This window comes from Knoellia sp. Soil729 (assembly GCF_001427985.1).
Classification (GTDB): Bacteria; Actinomycetota; Actinomycetes; order Actinomycetales; family Dermatophilaceae; genus Knoellia.
The window spans coordinates 991,438-1,008,715 of sequence record NZ_LMSA01000002.1 but is presented as its reverse complement, the minus strand read 5'-3'; the positions used below and the strand labels follow the sequence as shown (position 1 = coordinate 1,008,715).

The following is a 17,278-nucleotide window of genomic DNA, read 5'->3' as shown; positions in this document are numbered from 1 at the left end:
TTGTGTGAGTCGTTCGCCTTCCGCGGCGCACCGCGCTGACACCATGGAGGTGTGGCCGTTCCATATCTCGGGGAGAAGCGCGAGAGCCAGGGGCGACCGTACGTCGTGGCCCACCGGGGGGCGAGCGCCCTGCAGGCTGAGCACACGCTGGCGGCCTACACGACCGCGTTCGACGTGGGTGTCGACGGGATCGAGTGCGACGTCCGCCTCACGGCCGACCACCACCTCGTCTGCGTCCACGACCGGCGGGCCGACCGGACGAGCAACGGCAAGGGCGTCATCTCCACCCTGGAGCTGGCGCGGCTCGAGGAGCTCGACTGGGCCAGCTGGAAGAAGCTCGACGACGGGTCGGGGGACGGTGAGCAGGCCGACAGTGACCCCGAGCGTGGCCACATCCTCACCCTGCGGCGGCTGCTCGACACCCTCACGAGCCAGCACCAGGAGCTCATCACGCTCATCGAGACCAAGCACCCCACCCGCTACGGGGGCCTGGTCGAGCGCCAGCTCGTGACGGTGCTGCGCGAGTTCGGGCTCACCACGGGCGACCTGGCGCAGCTGCCGCACGTGCGCGTCATGTCCTTCTCGCTCATGGCCCTCAAGCGCATGCGAGGGCTCGCCCCACAGGTCCCCCTCGTCTACCTCGTCGCGGAGTCCGCGCCCCGGCTGAGCTGGGACGGGTCCCTGCCTGCAGGCATCGGCACGGTCGGCCTCGACATGCGGATCGTGCGTCGCTCGCCGGCAGTCGTGCAGGCGCATCAGCGGCGCGGGCACCAGGTCTACGTCTGGACCGTCAACTCGCCCCAGGACGTCGAACGCTGTGTCGATCTCGGCGTCGATGTGATCATCAGTGATCGACCTCGAGACGTCCTGGCGCTCCTGGATTAGAGTCCGGGACGTGACTTCAACACAGACCGACCCAGCAGCCACGCCTGGAGCCGCTGTCGCAGGGGCGTCCAAGGCCGCGCCCAAGAGCGGCGCAAAGGCCAAGGCCCAGGCGCAGCTCGACGAGTTCGGTGGCCCCATCGGCCAGGGGCAGGTCCGCACGATCCGCGCCCCGTGGGGCCCGTCGACCATCAGCCGAGTGCGCAAGGCCGTGGTGGCGGACCTGCGCGCCCGCGAGCTCGCCGAGCAGACGATCGACGAGTCCGAGATCGTCGTCTCCGAGCTCATGACGAACGCCATCCGCCACGCCCGCCCGCTCGCGGACGGCTGCCTGCGCGTGCGCTGGAAGGTGCGCGGCGAGGTCGTCGAGGTCGAGGTCACCGACGGTGGCGGCGACAGCGTGCCGGTGCCCGCGCCGGCGGCGGTCTGGGTCTCCAGTGGACGTGGCCTGCGCATCATCCGCTCGCTCGCCCACGAGTGGGGCGTCAGCGAGGACAAGGGTGGCCAGACGGTATGGGCCGCCATGGGTGGCCCGAGCCGCCGCCGCGCCACCTGAGCCAACCCTCGACGGACAGGCGCCGGCGCACCACTACGCTGACGCCCATGGGCAAGGCTTCACGACGACGCAGGACCACCGACGACTCGGGCGCACCCGCCAAGCGGCAACGCAGCGCGGCCGTCCCCTACGTGAACCGTCCCTTCGAGGGGCTGCCGCAGGAGACCGAGTGGGTGGCGATCCGCGAGATCCTCCCCGCGGCCACGGCCGTCGTGAGCTTCGCCGACGGCCAGGCCCCCGACGGCGTCGAGCAGGCGACCATCGCCACGGTCCTGCCGCTCGCGTGGCCGGCCCTGCACCGCGCCGACGGCACGGTCCTCGTCGGCACCCAGGCCGGCTCCTCCACGGGTGACCCCAGCCGCGACCTCGCCGCCCAGATCCTTGCCGGCGCCGCCGCCGAGGTGGGCAGTGCCGTCCAGCACGTGCCCGCCGCGACCGCCGACACCCCCCGGCTGCAGGACCTGCTCGACCTGGACGCACCGTTCGAGGTCCAGGTCCACGAGGGCTTCGAGTTCTGGGTCGACGGTGCCGAGCTCGACGACGAGGGCCGTGAGTCCCTCGAGCGGGCCAACGAGTCGGTCGTCCCCACCACGCGCATGGCCGCACTCCAGTCCGCCTACTGGGTGCGCATCGGCGAGCGCACCTACATCCGGGTCGTCCTGCCCGACGACGAGGACACTGCCACCGACGCCCTGTCCCGCCTCCACGCGGCCGGCGAGTCCGGCATCGGCGAGGGCACCCGCCTCCTCGGTGCCTTCCGCGCGTGCGGCCTGCTCGTGCCGGTGCTCGAGGTGCCCGCCGACAGCGAGGCGTCCGAGCACGAGGACGGGCTCAAGGCCTTCGGCGAACGCTATGCCGCCGCGCTCGCCGCTCCCGAGCCCCTCAGCCCCGAGGAGCGTCGCGCCCGCTCGGGTCTGCTCAGCCGCCAGGTCACCCTGCGCTGATGGAGGCCGGCCCGAGCCCGCACGTGCGGACGGTCGCGGCGATCGTCCCGTGCAAGGACGAGGCCGACCGCATCGCCGCCACCGTGCGGGCGGTCCTGGGTCTCGAGGGTGTCGACCGGGTCGTCGTCGTCGATGACGGGAGCTCCGACGACACCGCTGCCGTCGCCGCCGCGGCCGGCGCCACCGTCATCGTCCACGCCTCCAACTTCGGCAAGGCCGCGGCCCTGGAGACCGGGGTGCGCCGGCTGCGCGAGCTCGAGAGCGTCAACGCCATCGACGACCACTCGCCCCGCCACCTGCTCTTCGTCGACGGAGACCTGGAGGAGTCGGCCGGCAACCTGCACGTCCTGCTGCCGCCCGTCCTCGAGGGCCGCGCCGACATGACGATCGCCACCCTGCCGCCACAGGCCACCTCCGGCGGAGGCCACGGCTTCGTCGTCCGGCTCGCGCGCAACGGCATCGCCCGGCTCACCGGCTGGACCGCGAAGCAGCCACTGTCCGGCATGCGCTGCCTCACCCCCGAGGCGTTCGTCGCCGCCAGCCCCCTGGCCCCCGGCTGGGGCGTCGAGGTGGGGCTGACCATCGACGTCCTCGCCGCCGGCCTGCGCGTCGAGGAGGTCCCGTGCGAGCTGCAGCACCGGGTCTCGGGCAGGGACTGGCGCGGACAGGTCCACCGTGCCAAGCAGTACCGCGACGTCGCCCGGGCCCTGAGCAACCGTCGGGTGCGCAAGGCCATCTCCGATCGTGCACCCGGTGTCGCAGAACGCTCCTGAGGCCGCGGTGCCCGTCGGGGGCGCCCGCCAGTGGGCCCGCCCCGGCCTGCTCCTCGCCTCCTTCACGCTGCTCCTGCTCGTCGGGCTGACGCTTCCCAACGCGGCGGCGCCCGACCTCGGCCCCCGTGGCTGGGCGCCGGGCACCGTCCTGCCCTTTCCGCTGGGACCGGCGGCCGTCACGGCAGCCCTGTGGACGGCATACACGCTCGGCGCAGCCGCAGTGGTGCTCGGGATCGTCGGCCGCGGTGCCCGCGAGCTCCCGCCGCCGCTGGTGGCCGTCCTCGCCGTCGCGGCCGCCCTCACGGCACCGTTCGGGTCCGGCGACCACGTGAGCTACGCGGCCTACGGGCGCATCCTCGCCCTGGGCGCCAACCCGTGGACCCAGTCCCCGAACACGTTCCATGGCGGCCTGGACCCGGTCGTGTCGCGCGTCGAGGCGCCGTGGACCGAGGAGCCCAGCGTCTACGGCCCGTTCGCCACGATCGTGCAGGGGCTCACCTCGCACGGCGGCGGCGACAACCTGCGCCAGACCGTCTGGCTGTGGCAGCTCGTCGTCGTCGTGTCCTGGCTCGCCGTCCGCTGGTGCCTGCGCCGCATGCTGCCGGGCCGTGAGGCCCGCATCGACGTCGTGTGGACGGCCAACCCCGTCGTCTTCTCGGTCGGCGTCCTCGGTGCCCACGTCGACCTCCTCTCGACCGCCCTCGTGGTGGGTGCGATCTGGGCGGCCCACCGGTATGCCGGGCTCGGCGGTGCAGCGCTTGCCGGCACCTGTGCGGCCCTGGCCATCTCGTCGAAGTTCACGTATGCCGTCGTGGTCCTCGCCCTGCTGCTCGCCTTCCGGGGTCGCCGGGTCGCCCGCAGCGGCGCGCTCCTGGGGGCGGTCGTCGTCGTGGTGGCAGGCCTGCAGCTGTGGGCGGGGGACCACGTCTACGACCAGATCGGGCGGTCGGCGCGGGCGGTGTCGCTCGCCTCCCCGTGGCGGTGGTTCCTCGAGGTCACCGGCGGTGGCCCGGGCGTGCGCGACCTCATCTCGGTGCTCGCGGCGGGAGCCGCCATCGCCTTCGCGTGGTGCCTGTGGCGCCTCGTCCGCACCTCTGGCTTCCTTGCGTCTGCGGATGTGGTCGCCAGAACCGCCACATCCGCAGACGCAACGACGGGGCTGGGGGGTCGGGCGCTCACCTGGGTCGTCGTGCTCGCGGGTGGCTACTCGCTGGCTGCGCCCTACTCGCTGCCCTGGTACGACGTCGTCGTCTGGGCTGGGCTGCCCGCCGTGAGCACCGCAGCGGTCGACCTCGTCCTGCTCGCCCGGCTGTGGGTCATGGCCATGGCCTACACCCCCGGTCGGGTGCTCGGCATGACCGAGGGCGTGCAGGACGTCACGATGGCGGTGCGGACCAAGGTCGCACCCGGGCTGCTGCTCGCGGTGTGGGTCTGGCTGTGCGCCAGGAGCGTCAGGAGCGCCGGGCGCGGCGGGTCCCGGCCCCCGAGCGCAGGTCGTCCTCGAGGTTCCTCACCACGACGCTGACGATGAGCGGCACGGCCACCGTGGCACCGACGGCGGGGATGGCCGTGCCCGAGTCGTTGATGAGGAAGCCGATGGTCAGGGTGATGACGACGGCGATGAGCCCGGCACGCAGGGTGGGAGCCTTCTCGGCCGCCTTGCCCAGGCCGCGTGAGCCCCACGAGGTGGGCCGGGCCAGGACATAGATGACGAAGAGCAGCGCGGCCGGCACGAGCAGCGTCAGGGGGGCGTTGCCGAGGAGGATGTTGAGGTTCTGCTCGCCCTTGCGCACGACGATGTCGAGGGCGTTGCCGTCGAGAATCGCCTGGATGAAGCGGCCGAGGTGGCTGCGGTCGTCAGGAGCGCGCAGCCAGTCGAGGAACGCGACGGCGAAGAACAGGGCCACCGAGCCGAGGCCGATGAGGGCGACCCGCTGCCACGTCATGCGCAGCCCGAGGATCGACAGGATGAGGTAGGCGACACCGGGGATGTAGGCGGGCGGCCCACCACCGTCGGCACCCCAGAAGGGAGCGCCGTCGATGACGACCGTGGCCACGCCGATGGCCACGACGAACATCGCCGCCACGCGCGGGCGGCCCTGCTTGACGAGATGGCTGGAGATCGCGGTGGCGAGCAGGAGGGACGACGTCGCGAAGAGCGCGAACGTCACGTTGCCCATCCCGTAGAAACGACCGGCGACCACCGGCTGCAGCCCCATGAGCGAGGACTGCTGCAGGCGTGAGCCGGTGAGGATGTCCCCGGCGAGGACGGCCACCGTCACCGCCGAGACGAAGGCGAGCGGCCCGAGGGCGGTGCGTCCCCACGGACCCCGCAGGGCGGCATACGCGATGAGCGCGACGAAGAGCCCGACGGCAGCGACGATCGAGACCATCGGGACCGAGAAGCGCCACCACGGCAGCAGGTTCGCAAGGAAGGTTGAGGCCGGGACGGAGGCGGCGGCGACCGCGATGATGCGCACGATGCGCAGGACGCGACGGCGCGTGTCCGGGCCACCGATCTTGCCCTTCCAGACGAGGAGCACGAAGAGATAGATGACCAGCTGCCCGTACGCGAAGGTGTTGAAGAACGGCGGGACGAGGCTGTGCACCTCGTGACTGGCGAGGTCGTAGTCGACGAGGTTCTGGAGGCGGTCGCTGGCGCGCTTCTCGGAGTTGTCGGGCGCCGGGTCGCTGGTCAGCGTCGTACCGCCCAGGCCGCTGGGGGCCTTGACCCCGGTGATCGACATGAGCGTGACGGGAAGGTCCTGGGCCTGGACGAGGCCGGGTTGGCGGGTCGACTGCGAGTTGAGCACGCCGGGGCCGTAGTGCGGCCCGCGGGCGACGGCGAGGCGCAGCCGCTCGGTCATGCCGGCGTCGGACAGGCTCGCCACGATGAAGTCGGCACCGCCGGGCGCCGCGGTGATGACCTCGCCGATGCGCTCGTCGACGGCCTTGACCTGCTCGGCGCGACTGGCGTCGGGCGCTTCCTCGCCCTCGGCGACGTCGTCCGGGTCACGCACGCTGCCGACGTCGACGATGGTGAGCGGGCAGGTGTTCATGTCGACGAGAAGGTTGGCCTCGTCGTAGGAGGAGTAGCGGTCGACCGTGCCGTCCGGCATGGCGGCGGCGATGGCGGCGCCCGGTCCGACCGGCTTGATGCAGACGTCGGAGGCGGCGGCCGCCTTGCCCAGGAGCCCGAGCTCGCTGTCGAACTTGCGGTCCGCCGTCGCCCGGAGGTACTCGCCCCAGCGCGGGACCATGCCACCGGTCGGCTCCTCGAGCGGGGCGCACGGACGCTGCTGAACCGCGCCCGTGCCGGGGCGAGGGGCGGCCGCCCGGCTCGTGGCCGAGAGCCCGAGCCAGCCGTCGGCCGGGCAGGTGTTGGTGTCGACGGAGCGGATCGACATCGCGGCGCTGGAGCCGTCACGCAGGAGCATCCAGAGGTTGGGGGTCGCCTCCTTGGAGACGTCGGTCCACGTGATGCCGCCGGTGCCGATGAGCACCGTCGCGCCGAACGGGTCCGTCGAGGCCGCCTGTGCCGACGGGGGAAACGCCGTCACGCTGAGACCGATCATCGTCGCGAGGGTGGCAAAGAGGGCGGCGAGTGATCGTCGGGACACCTCAGGGATCCTACGGGGGCGCCTGTGGAGGCTCCCTGCCCAGCATCTGGAGGGGATCTGGAGATGGGGGGCGGACGGCATACCGACACAATGGGCGCGTGACCACGACGAAACCGGCGCCCCGGCGCTCCGTGCGCTGGCAGTGGCCGCTCGCTGTCGCGGTCATCGCTCTCGCCGCTGTGCCGGCCGTGCTGCGCTACCTCGTGTTCTGGCCGATGGACCAGTGGCAGGTCGACGTCGAGGTCTATCGCGATGCCGGCGTCTCGATCCTCACGGGGCGCCCGATCTATGCGGCGATGACCGAGGCGCCGCAGCTGCTGCCGTTCACCTACCCGCCGTTCGCGGCGATCCTCGCGATGCCGTTGGCGTGGCTGCCCTTCGGCGTGGTCGGCTGGCTCTGGACGGCCGCCCAGGTCGCGGCCACGACCGCGATCGTCTGGTATGCCGGGTGGCGGCTCATCTCTCGTGCCGGACCGTGGGTGCCGCTGGCGTTGGCGGCGCTGACCGCGCCGATGCTGTGGCTGCACCCCGTCTCGGACGGGATCCGCTTCGGGCAGGTCAACGCCTTCATGGTGCTGGCCTGCCTCATGGACCTGCGGCGGCCACGACCGGGACTGCTGCGGCGGGTGCCCGCCGGGGTGCTCGTCGGCATCGCGATGTCCATCAAGCTCACGCCCGGTGTCTTCGTCATCCACTACCTGGTGTGCCGGCGCTGGCGTGAGGCCATGACGGCGGTCGGGACCGCGGTGGGTGTGACGCTGGGGGCGTGGGTGCTGCTGCCCGAGGCGTCGTTCGCGTTCTGGGGAGGGGCGCTGCAGGACCCCGCCCGGCTCGGCCCCAACTTCGGCACGTCGAACCAGTCGATGCGTGGCTTCCTGCTGCGCGTCGGGCCCGAGGGGGTGCTCGGGACGGTGATCTGGCTGGTGCTGGTGGCCATCGTCGGGGTGTTAGGGTTCCGGCTGGCCCGCGAGCTGTGGCAGCGCGACGACTCCATCGGTGAGGTCGCGGTCGTCGGGCTCCTGGCCTGCCTGCTGTCACCGGTGGCGTGGATCCACCACTTCCACTGGGTCGTGGTCGTGATCCTCGCCCTCCTCGGGGCGCAGCCGTGGAAGCGCTCACGGGCGGACGCGGACGCCTGGTGGCGCTCGCGTCGTCTCGTCGCCGGACTGGTCGTCGGTGCGTGGTTCCTCATGCGGATGCCGTGGTGGGGGATCTCGTGGCTCAACCACCCGGACTGGCCCGAGCTGCCCGGCCGCATCCTGCAGAACGCCGACGTCGCGGGCGGGCTGGTCGCGCTCGGGCTCCTCTGGTGGGTCAACCGCGACCCCGGCGTTGCCGCTCAGGTCCCGGTCGAACGTGTGGCTGAGCCGGCCGCCACCACCTGACTTCTGCGCCGGTCGCGCGACCGGCGCAAAGGTGGGCGGCCCGTCGGGCTCGGGCTCAGAAGGCGCCCGCGATCTGCAGGACGCTCACCGCGGCAAGGATGAGACAGACGCCGCCACCGACACGACGGATCGTCGAGAGCCTGATGCGCTTGAGCAGCGTGCGCCCGAGCACCGCCGCAAGGCCCGAGACGGCCGCGAGCGCAAGGAACGCACCAAGGAACACCGACACGGGTTCGTCGAAGCGCAGCACCATCGAGGCGGTGAGGATCTGCGACAGGTCCCCCCACTCGGCGAGGAACAGGACCGTGAAGCAGAACGTCACGACCTTCCAGCCGGCCCGCTGACCGGCGCCGGCCTTCTCGCCGAACTCCTCCTCGGTCTCGGCCTCCTCCTCGTCGGCCTTGCCTGCCCCGCGCAGCAGGAGCACGCCGCCGATGAGGAACATCAGCGCGGCGAAGATCTCGATCGGCCTCTTGGGCAGCTGCGAGAGCACGCCACCGATGGCGACCGCCACCAGCGTCTGCACGAAGAACGCGGCGACGACGCCGATCCAGACGAGCAGCGGGCGGAAGCGCGTCGCCATGACGAGCGTCGCGATGAAGGTCTTGTCCGGCAGCTCGACGACGAAGATCGTCGCGAACACGATGGCGATGGTGGTGAAGTCGAAGCCCATGGTGAGGCCGAGCCTACGAGCCCGGTGGGACGCCAGGTGGACGGGTCCGCGGGTCGGGAGCACACGGCATACGCTGGCCGTCATGTTCGCCCCCCACCCCGCCGAGGTGCTGGTCTTCCTCGTCGTCGTGCTGCTCCCGGTGGCCGTCATCGTCGCGCTGGTGCTCGCGATCGTCCGGTTGCGTGCCCGCGTCGACTCCCTCGAGCGGCAGCGGCCCGTCGGCGCTGGTGACCTCGAGGCGCTGCGCGCGGACATCGGCCAGGCGCTGCGGCACGTGGCGGTCGTGCGCTACGACGCGTTCGGTGACATGGGTGGGAGGCTGAGCTTCAGCGCGGCCATCGTCGACGACCGGGGTGATGGCGTGGTGCTCTCCTCGATCCACGCACGCGGCGAGTCCCGGACCTATGCCAAGGGCATCACCGAGGGCGGCTCGGACGCGACCCTCACCCCCGAGGAGCAGCAGGCGCTCAGTGCAGCGCGGACAGGCAGGCAATCATGAGCCCGACCACCCGCTACGGCTACCTGGGACCCGAGGGGACGTTCACCCAGATGGCGCTCCTGTCGTGGGCGGCGTCGCACGAAGGTGAGCAGGTGCCGTTCGGCTCGGTGGACTCGGCACTGGAGGCGTTGCGGCGCAGCGAGATCGACGCCGCGATGGTGCCGATCGAGAACTCGGTGGAGGGCGGGGTATCAGCCACGCTGGACGCTTTGGCTTCGGGTGACCCGCTCGTCGTGATCGGCGAGGTCAACGTGCCGATCACGTTCGTGCTGGCCGCTCGTGCCGGTATGCCGCTCGCGGACATCCGCTCCGTCGGCACCCACTCGCACGCCTGGGCGCAGGTGCGCGGCTGGATGGACGCGAACCTTCCGTCAGCGGTCTACATCCCGACGTTGTCGACAGCGGCCGCGGCTGCGGGTCTGGTCGGGGAGGTCGAGCAGGGTTATGACGCAGCCGTGTGCGCTCCGATCGCGGCCGCGAACCATGGCCTCGAGGTGCTTGCCGAGGACATCGGTGACCAGGCTGGGGCGGTGACGCGCTTCGTCCTCGTGGCGCGCCCCGGCTCCTTGCCGGAGCGAACCGGCGCCGACAAGACCACCGTGATGCTGTTCCAGCGCGACGACCGGGCGGGTGGGTTGCTCGAGCTGCTCGAGCAGTTCGCGGTGCGCGGCATCAACATGACGCGGCTCGAGTCGCGCCCGACGAAGTCGACGCTCGGGTCGTACTGCTTCTCGATCGACTTCGAGGGGCACGTGCTGGACGAGCGCGTCGGCGAGGCACTCATGGGGCTGAAGCGGGTGTGCGCCGAGGTGCGCTTCCTCGGGTCCTACCCCCGCGAGGACGGCGCCCAGGTCCAGGTCGCGCCGCTCACCGGCGACGCCGACTTCAGCGCCGCGCGGACGTGGCTGCACTCCCTGCGCCGCCCCTGACCCGCGTACCTTTCTCACCAATTCCCCCGCAATGCGCACGACACGCCGGTATGCCGGGTGTCCAGGTGCTCGGATTCTGCTCCGGGCGCGCGACCGGCGCTCATGTTGGTGACCGGCGTCCGCATGGGACCGCCCTTGGTCAGCCTCTGCGCCGGGCGCGCGACCGGCGCAGATCATGACCCCTCTGGATCAGCCCTGACCCTCGACGGACGTGACCCAGGCGTCGATGGCCGACCACTCGTCGTCGATCCACGCCTCGATGGCCGCAGCGTCGTCGGGAACCTGCGACGCGGCATACGTGTGGGTTCGCACGAGGAACGGGCGCCCGGTGAACGGGATCGCGTCCCAGATCTCCTTGGGTGACGTGAGCTGCCCGAAGCCGGCATGCCCGACGATCATCACGTCGGCATCGGGGCGTTCGTCGAGGACCGCGATGACGCCACGGGTCCGGGGCGGCAACGTGTTCCACAACGAGATGGCCCGCCGGACGCGCAGCTCCTGACCCGCGTCGCGCATCCGGTCGATGAGCCGGCGCCGCCGGTCGGGGGAGAAGTTCTGGCCCTCCGGGAAGAGCAGCAGGACGTCGTCGTACTTGAGGCCGCGCGCCAGCTCGCGCACGCCGGCCACGCGGTCGTCACCGGCGCCGGTGCGTGACGGGACGAAGTAGGACCGCATCCGGGTGAGCAACGCATCGACGGTCGGGTCCCAGCGGAGTGCCTCTGCGAGAACGATCTTCGGCATCCGCCCGGCCGTGTGGCCGAGCAGCCAGGCAAGCGCCACGGAGTCGCCGGGGCCGGCATGCCGGGCAAAGGCCACCAGCGGCGACGAGTCCGAGCCGAAGTGCATGCGCCCGTCGAGGACCACCTCGAACCCGGCCCACTTCTTGGCCAGGATCATCGCCCGGTTGAGGCCGGCGAGGAACACCGCCTCGTGGTCGTCCTCCCAGGTGGGCCCCTGACCGTGCGGGTCCTTGAGGGAGAGCCGCCAGCACTCCATGAGCATCCGCACGTCGACCCAGATGAGCCCGACGCCGAGCACACTCACGCGGAACAGCCGCGCCCGCCTGTCGACGAACGAGTGGAACGCGCCCGCCACGATGACCGGCGTCGCCAGCCCGGTGAGGGCAGCGGCGCCGACGGGCCACACGAAGGGGAGGATGCGGCGCGCGAGCGGCGGCGGCGTGGGGATTCCGGCCATTCCCATGGCGTGAGCGTATGCCGTCCGCGCACCGACTTCGCTGCGGAACCTCTCACTTCGCTTGACGGCGGCGGTCAGGCGAAGTGAGAGAAACCCACTTCAGGCGGGGAAGGTGGGGTCAGGGTGGGGAGAGGTAGGCCGTCGTCGCGGCATACGCCTGGTCGGCCCTCTCGCGCAGCCGCGAGGTCCGTCCGTAGCCCAGGGACACCGACGGGGTCTCGGGCGCGCCGCTGGGCAGCACGTGGACCTCGACGTCGTCGGGGATGTCGGCCATCTCGTGGACAAAGCGGTGCCGCCGGGCGATCTCGAAGGCGACGACCCCGACCTCCCACGGCCGGCGCGGGGGTACGAGGGGCTGCTCGATGCGACCGACCTGGAGGACGAAGATCCGCGTGGCCCCGAGCTGCAGGGCGCGACCGACGGGAATCGAGTGCACCAGCCCACCGTCGAGGTAGTGCCGACCCTCGATCTGGACCGCCGGGAAGAGCCCCGGCACGGAGCACGACGCGACGACCGGGTCGACGAGCGCGCCGGTCGAGAACCACTGCGAGTCGGCCGTCTCGATGCACGCGGCCACGCACTGGAAGTCGACCGCGAGCTCCTCGAACCGGTCGACCGGCAGGTGCTCGTCGAGAATCGTGCGCAGCGGTGCGCTCGACAGCACGTGAGTGCGGAAGCGCGCGATGCGGGCGGCCGACTTCATGGGGTTGTCGAGGAAGATGCCGCTGGACCCGACGTCCTGCCACATGTCGGCGAGGGTCCGAATGCCCTCGACGGAGGGGTCCGCGGCGACGAAGGCGCCGTTGAGGGCGCCGATGCTCGTGCCGAGGACGAGGTCGGGGCGCACCCCCTGCTCCGCCAGGGCCCGCAGCATCCCGACCTGGGTCGTGCCGAGGACCCCGCCGCCGCCGAGCACGAACGCGGTCGTCGTCATCTGGCCAGACTAGGCGGCAGGGAAAGGGTCCTAGGGTGTGGCCATGCCCGGCGCCGCGTTCTTCGACCTCGACCGCACCCTGCTCCAGGGCGGCACCGGACCGCACCTCACCCGGGCGATGGTCGACCTCGGCCTCGTGCCTCGCTCCCTGCCCGGCCAGGGGCTGCTCTTCAAGGCCTTCGACCTCGTCGGCGAGAACCTGCCCTCGATCCTCCTCGCCCGCCAGGCGACGCTCGTCGCGCGCGGCAAGGACCAGCACAGCTTCGACGACGCGGCTGCCCGGGCCGCCGAGGTCATCGCCGAGCTCGTCCACCCCTTCGCCCTCGCCCTCATCGAGCAGCACAAGGCCGAGGGGCGTCGGGTGGTCATGGCCACGACGACGCCGGAACACCTCATCAAGCCGCTCGCCGACCGGCTGGGCTTCGACGACGTCCTCGCGACGCGCTACGGCACCAAGGAGGACGGTCGCTTCGACGGCTCGATCCGCGGCCCGTTCGTCTGGTCGACCGGCAAGCTCACGGCCGTGCGGTACTTCGCCGCCCAGCACGACATCGACCTCGCCGAGAGCTACGCCTACTCGGACTCGATCTTCGACGCACCACTCCTCGAGGCCGTCGGGCAGCCCGCCGCCGTCAACCCCGATCCCAGACTGACGATGTATGCCGTGGCTCGCCGTTGGCCGATCGTGCACTTCGACGTGTCGCCGGGCGTGCTCAAGATCCCCGTCGTGGGGATCGAGCTGCAGAGGTTCGTCCTCGAGGCGCTGCGCTCGACGTGGTTCCCCTGCGCCCGCTTCGACATCCAGGGTGTCGAGAACATCCCCCGTCACGGTCCGGCCATCCTCGTGGGCAACCACCGCAGCTACTTCGACGCCATCGCCATGGCCAACGTGGTCCGCAAGTCCGGGCGCACCGCTCGCGTGCTCGGCAAGAAGGAGCTGTTCGAGGTCCCCGTGCTCGGCTCGTTCATCTCGGCCGCGGGTGGCATCAGGGTCGACCGGGGGGAGGGAGCGACGGAGTCCTATGACATGGCGGCCCTCGCCCTCGAGGGAGGCGAGATGGTCGGGCTGCTCCCGCAGGGGACCATCCCGCGCGGCGCGGCGTTCTTCGACCCCGTGCTCAAGGGCAAGACCGGTGCAGCCCGCCTCGCAGCCGTCAGCCGGGCGCCGGTCATCCCCGTCGGCATGTGGGGCACCGACAAGGTCTGGCCGCGGTCCTCGTCCATGCCCCACCTGCTCAACCTCACCAACCCGCCGACCGTGACGATCCGGGTGGGGGAGCCGGTCGAGCTGAAGTACCGCTCACCCGCCGCCGACACGAAGCGCATCATGTCGGCGATCAGCGAGCTCCTCCCGGCGGAGGCGCGGGAGCGGCACGCTCCCACCGCTGACGAGCTGCGCGCGACCTACCCGAACGGGCGGCTCCCCGACGAAGGTTGACGCACGCTGGCCTGTGGATGAGCGGCAAGGAATGTCGGCCCCACGGCATACCGTTGTCGTCCTGCGCGAAGGGACGGAGGTGGCAGGGTGAGCGAGCACGGGATCGGCACGCTCGACGAGTTCTCCGACCGCGAGCTGAGCCGGGCGTTCGACCGGGTCACCCTCGCGAGGGGCGCCGACTACGCCCGGGCCGGCCGGGTCACGAGCATCATCGTGGGCGACGAGGGCACGAGGGCCGCTGCTCGGGTCATCGGCACGGGCCCGGGCCTCTATCGCACCGAGGTCACCCTCACGCCCGACCCGCACGGGGAGCCGTTCCTCGAGAGTGACTGCACCTGCCCGGTGGGCTTCGCGTGCAAGCATGCCGCCGCTCTCGTGATCGCCCTGCGCACCCAACGCCCCTGGCGCACCGACCAGCCCTCGGGCACGCAGCGGGCCACGTCGTGGCGCGACGCCCTGAGTGACCTGCTCGACGTGCCGGAGCCCGAGCCCATGACCGGTGTCGTCGGCCTCCTCCTCGACATCGAGGAACCCCTGCGCCGCCCGACCTCGTGGGAGCCGCAGACGTCCACCCGACGCATCCAGCTCCGGCCGATGATCCCGGGCGCGGTGCCGGGCCGATGGATCAAGACCGGCATCTCGTGGGAGGCGGTCTCGGGCGGCTACTACTCGTCCTACGCGTTCCGGCTCGACGGGCCACCGCTCGACGCCCTCACCGCGATCGCCGACGCCCACCGTCGCGGCAGCCGCATGTCCGGCTACGGCCGCGCGCCAGCGTCGATCCCGCTCGACCTCATGGGCCGGGGCTGGATCGACCTGCTCATCCGGGCCCGTGACGCCGGCGTCGTGCTGCTCACCCACCCGACCAACAGCGGTGAGGTGCACCTCGTGCCGGACGAGGGTCACTTCACGCTCGACCTCTCGCCGACGGACGACGGCGCCGTGCGTGCGGTCCCGAGCCTGGACCTGCCGGAGGGGACGGGCGAGGTGGTCGTCGTGGGCGACCCCCCGACCGGCTGGTTCCGGCAGGAGGAGCGTGACCTGAGCGTCGGCGGGTTCGGGCCCGACGTCGACCAGGCCGCGGCACGCGTGGTCTCTCGCGGACCCTTCACGATCCCGGGCGAGGACTGGTCGAGCTTCGCGGTCGACAAGCTCCCCGTCCTGCAGCGCCGTGCCAAGGTGCGCACCCACGACGGGCTGAGCCTGCCCGAGGTCGTGCCACCGCGGCTCCACCTCGCGGTGAGGTTCGACAAGGACCACACCGCCCACCTCGCCTGGGCCTTCCGCTATGGCCCGAGGGACGCACCGGTGACCGTTCCACTGCGCCGCGAGCAGCCGGCCTACCGCGACCCCGACGCCTTCCGAGTCGCCGCGGTCGAGGCAGAGCTGCTCACCGTGGTCCCGACCCGTGGCGAGCTCCCCGCCCTGTGGGACCTCACCCGCTCCGGGTGGATGCCACGAGAGTTGGTGGAGCTCAGCGGCTTCGACACCGTGGCCTTCGCCGAGCTCCTGCCGAGCATCGAGGCCCATGACGACGTGGAGGTCGACGTCGTCGGCGAGCGGACGGCATACGCCGAGGTGACCGCGCCCCCACAGATCGCGGTCGGCACCTCGGAGTCGAGCGAGGGCAACGACTGGTTCGACCTCTCCATCTCCGTCAGCGTCGGTGGCCACGAGGTGCCGCTGTCCGACCTCGTGACCGCGCTCGCGCGGGGCGAGGAGCGCCTGCTCCTGCCCGACGGCGCCTGGTTCACGCTCAGCTCCCCCGAGCTGCACAGGCTGCGCGACCTCGTCGAGGAGGCCAGGGCCCTGCAGGACAAGAAGTCCGACCCCCTGCGCCTGTCGGTGCTCCACGCCGGGCTGTGGGACGAGCTCGTCGAGATCGGCGTCGTCGAGGAGCAGTCCGCCCTGTGGAAGCGCTCGGTCGACGCACTGCTGGGCATCGACTCCGAGCACACACCACCACCGGCCGAGGTGCCGAGTGCGCTCAAGGCGACGCTGCGGCCCTACCAGGAGGAGGGGTTCCGCTGGCTCTCGCTGCTGTGGGACCTCGGGCTGGGTGGGGTGCTGGCCGACGACATGGGACTGGGCAAGACGCTGCAGGTCGTCGCGATGGCCCTGCGCGCCAAGGAGCGCGGGGAGCTCGTCGACCCGATGCTCATCGTGGCCCCGACCTCGGTGCTCGGCACATGGGTCGACGAGGTCGCGAAGTTTGCCCCCGACCTCACCGTCGCCGTCCTCGACCGGACCCGGGGCAAGGCCAAGGTCGCCATGGACGAGGCGATCGACGGGGCTGACCTCGTCGTCACGACCTATGCGGTGGGGCGCATCGACGCCGAGGCGTTCCGGTCCGTGCGGTGGTCGGCGGCCGTGCTCGACGAGGCCCAGTTCGTCAAGAACCACCAGGCCAAGACCTATGCCGCGATGCGCCGGCTCCCGGCCCGCGTGACGTTCGCCCTCACGGGCACCCCGCTCGAGAACTCCCTCATGGACCTGTGGTCGCTGCTCTCCCTCGTCGCGCCGGGCCTGCACCCACGCCCCCAGCTGTTCAAGGAGACGTGGGCCAAGCCCATCGAGAACGGCTCCTCACCCGAGCTGCTCGCCACGCTGCGCCGCCGCATCCGCCCGCTCATGCTGAGGCGCACCAAGGAGGCCGTCGCCTCCGATCTGCCGCCCAAGCAGGAGCAGGTCCTCCACGTCGCGCTGCACCCCAGGCACCGCGCCATCTATGACCGCCACCTCGCGCGTGAGCGCCAACGTCTCCTCGGGCTCATCGACGACCTCGACGGCAACCGGATCGCCATCCTGCGCGCCCTCACGGTGCTGCGCCAGATGGCCCTCGACCCCTCGCTCGTGGATGCCGAGGCCTACGGCGGGGCGGCGCCGAGCGCCAAGGTCGAGGCGCTCGTCGAGCAGGTCGCCGAGCTCGCGGCCGAGGGGCACCGAGCCCTCGTCTTCAGCCAGTTCACCGGCTTCCTCGCGATCGTGCGTGCGCGGCTCGAGGAGGAGGGCATCGCCCACGCCTACCTCGACGGCTCCACCCGCAACCGCGCCGATGTCGTTCGGGACTTCCGAGAGGGCGATGCCCCGGTCTTCCTCATCTCGCTCAAGGCCGGCGGCTTCGGGCTGACCCTCACCGAGGCGGACTACGTCTTCGTGCTCGATCCGTGGTGGAACCCCGCCGCCGAGAACCAGGCTATCGACCGGGCCCACCGCATCGGGCAGACGAAGTCGGTCAACGTCTACCGCCTCGTCTCGACGGACACGATCGAGGAGAAGGTCGTCGCCCTGCAGGACAAGAAGCGCGACCTCTTCGCCCGAGTCGTCGACGACGGCAACCTGCTCTCCAGCGCACTGACCGCCGACGACCTGCGGGGTCTCCTCGACCGCTGAGCCGTGCCCTCGGCGCGCTCCGGGCGGCCCCGGGCGACGCTGTGACGCATTCGAG

General features: G+C 71.6%; 14 protein-coding genes. 10 read left to right on the top strand and 4 right to left on the bottom strand.

Features of this window, described 5'->3' with window-relative positions:
* The first annotated feature begins 51 nt into the window (after nucleotides 1-51).
* From ASG74_RS09790 to ASG74_RS09770, 5 genes are read left to right on the top strand one after another with little or no spacing between them, the layout of a single operon-like run.
* Complete coding sequence (locus ASG74_RS09790) at nucleotides 52-885, top strand: glycerophosphodiester phosphodiesterase family protein (protein ID WP_056142110.1); 834 nt, start codon at nucleotides 52-54, stop codon at nucleotides 883-885.
* 10 nt (nucleotides 886-895) lie between these two features.
* Nucleotides 896-1,438 carry an ATP-binding protein gene (locus tag ASG74_RS09785; protein WP_327034783.1) on the top strand — a complete coding sequence of 181 codons (543 nt, stop codon included), beginning with the start codon at nucleotides 896-898 and terminating at the stop codon, nucleotides 1,436-1,438.
* A gap of 47 nt (nucleotides 1,439-1,485) precedes the next feature.
* Entirely contained in the window at nucleotides 1,486-2,382 is an 897-nt protein-coding gene (locus tag ASG74_RS09780; protein ID WP_056142106.1) for a DUF5926 family protein, read from the top strand.
* Nucleotides 2,382-3,155: a glycosyltransferase gene (locus ASG74_RS09775; protein WP_056142104.1), complete on the top strand. Its 774-nt coding sequence runs from the start codon at nucleotides 2,382-2,384 to the stop codon at nucleotides 3,153-3,155. The genes ASG74_RS09780 and ASG74_RS09775 overlap by 1 nt, the downstream gene beginning before the upstream one ends.
* A complete protein-coding gene (locus tag ASG74_RS09770) occupies nucleotides 3,136-4,680 on the top strand; it encodes a hypothetical protein (protein WP_056142101.1) in 1,545 nt (514 codons plus the stop codon). The genes ASG74_RS09775 and ASG74_RS09770 overlap by 20 nt, the downstream gene beginning before the upstream one ends.
* On the opposite strand, the gene ASG74_RS09765 is transcribed toward ASG74_RS09770, so the two are convergent.
* A complete protein-coding gene (locus ASG74_RS09765) occupies nucleotides 4,607-6,775 on the bottom strand; it encodes a hypothetical protein (RefSeq protein ID WP_056142096.1) in 2,169 nt (722 codons plus the stop codon). The two genes, ASG74_RS09770 and ASG74_RS09765, sit on opposite strands and share 74 nt — an antisense overlap.
* Before the next feature lie 98 nt (nucleotides 6,776-6,873).
* On the opposite strand from ASG74_RS09765, the gene ASG74_RS09760 reads away from it, so the two are divergent.
* Entirely contained in the window at nucleotides 6,874-8,160 is a 1,287-nt protein-coding gene (locus tag ASG74_RS09760) for a glycosyltransferase 87 family protein (RefSeq protein ID WP_056142093.1), read from the top strand.
* A gap of 55 nt (nucleotides 8,161-8,215) precedes the next feature.
* On the opposite strand, the gene ASG74_RS09755 is transcribed toward ASG74_RS09760, so the two are convergent.
* Entirely contained in the window at nucleotides 8,216-8,833 is a 618-nt protein-coding gene (locus tag ASG74_RS09755; RefSeq protein ID WP_056143473.1) for a TMEM165/GDT1 family protein, read from the bottom strand.
* An 82-nt stretch (nucleotides 8,834-8,915) separates the two neighbouring features.
* Here ASG74_RS09755 and ASG74_RS09750 point away from each other — a divergent pair, with 82 nt between their 5' ends.
* Together ASG74_RS09750 and pheA are read left to right on the top strand one after the other, a co-directional pair.
* Nucleotides 8,916-9,332 carry a DUF4446 family protein gene (locus ASG74_RS09750; RefSeq protein WP_056142090.1) on the top strand — a complete coding sequence of 139 codons (417 nt, stop codon included), beginning with the start codon at nucleotides 8,916-8,918 and terminating at the stop codon, nucleotides 9,330-9,332.
* Nucleotides 9,329-10,261, top strand: coding sequence for a prephenate dehydratase (gene pheA, locus ASG74_RS09745; RefSeq protein WP_056142087.1), 933 nt, complete (start codon nucleotides 9,329-9,331; stop codon nucleotides 10,259-10,261). The genes ASG74_RS09750 and pheA overlap by 4 nt, the downstream gene beginning before the upstream one ends.
* Before the next feature lie 189 nt (nucleotides 10,262-10,450).
* On the opposite strand, the gene ASG74_RS09740 is transcribed toward pheA, so the two are convergent.
* Both ASG74_RS09740 and ASG74_RS09735 read right to left on the bottom strand, forming a co-directional pair.
* Nucleotides 10,451-11,464: a 1-acyl-sn-glycerol-3-phosphate acyltransferase gene (locus ASG74_RS09740; RefSeq protein WP_082569630.1), complete on the bottom strand. Its 1,014-nt coding sequence runs from the start codon at nucleotides 11,462-11,464 to the stop codon at nucleotides 10,451-10,453.
* Between the two features lie 112 nt (nucleotides 11,465-11,576).
* Nucleotides 11,577-12,392, bottom strand: coding sequence for a patatin-like phospholipase family protein (locus ASG74_RS09735; protein WP_056142081.1), 816 nt, complete (start codon nucleotides 12,390-12,392; stop codon nucleotides 11,577-11,579).
* A 43-nt stretch (nucleotides 12,393-12,435) separates the two neighbouring features.
* Here ASG74_RS09735 and ASG74_RS09730 point away from each other — a divergent pair, with 43 nt between their 5' ends.
* Together ASG74_RS09730 and ASG74_RS09725 are read left to right on the top strand one after the other, a co-directional pair.
* Nucleotides 12,436-13,830: an HAD-IB family hydrolase gene (locus ASG74_RS09730; RefSeq protein WP_056142078.1), complete on the top strand. Its 1,395-nt coding sequence runs from the start codon at nucleotides 12,436-12,438 to the stop codon at nucleotides 13,828-13,830.
* 87 nt (nucleotides 13,831-13,917) lie between these two features.
* Nucleotides 13,918-17,223, top strand: coding sequence for a DEAD/DEAH box helicase (locus ASG74_RS09725; RefSeq protein WP_056142075.1), 3,306 nt, complete (start codon nucleotides 13,918-13,920; stop codon nucleotides 17,221-17,223).
* Nucleotides 17,224-17,278 lie beyond the last annotated feature (55 nt).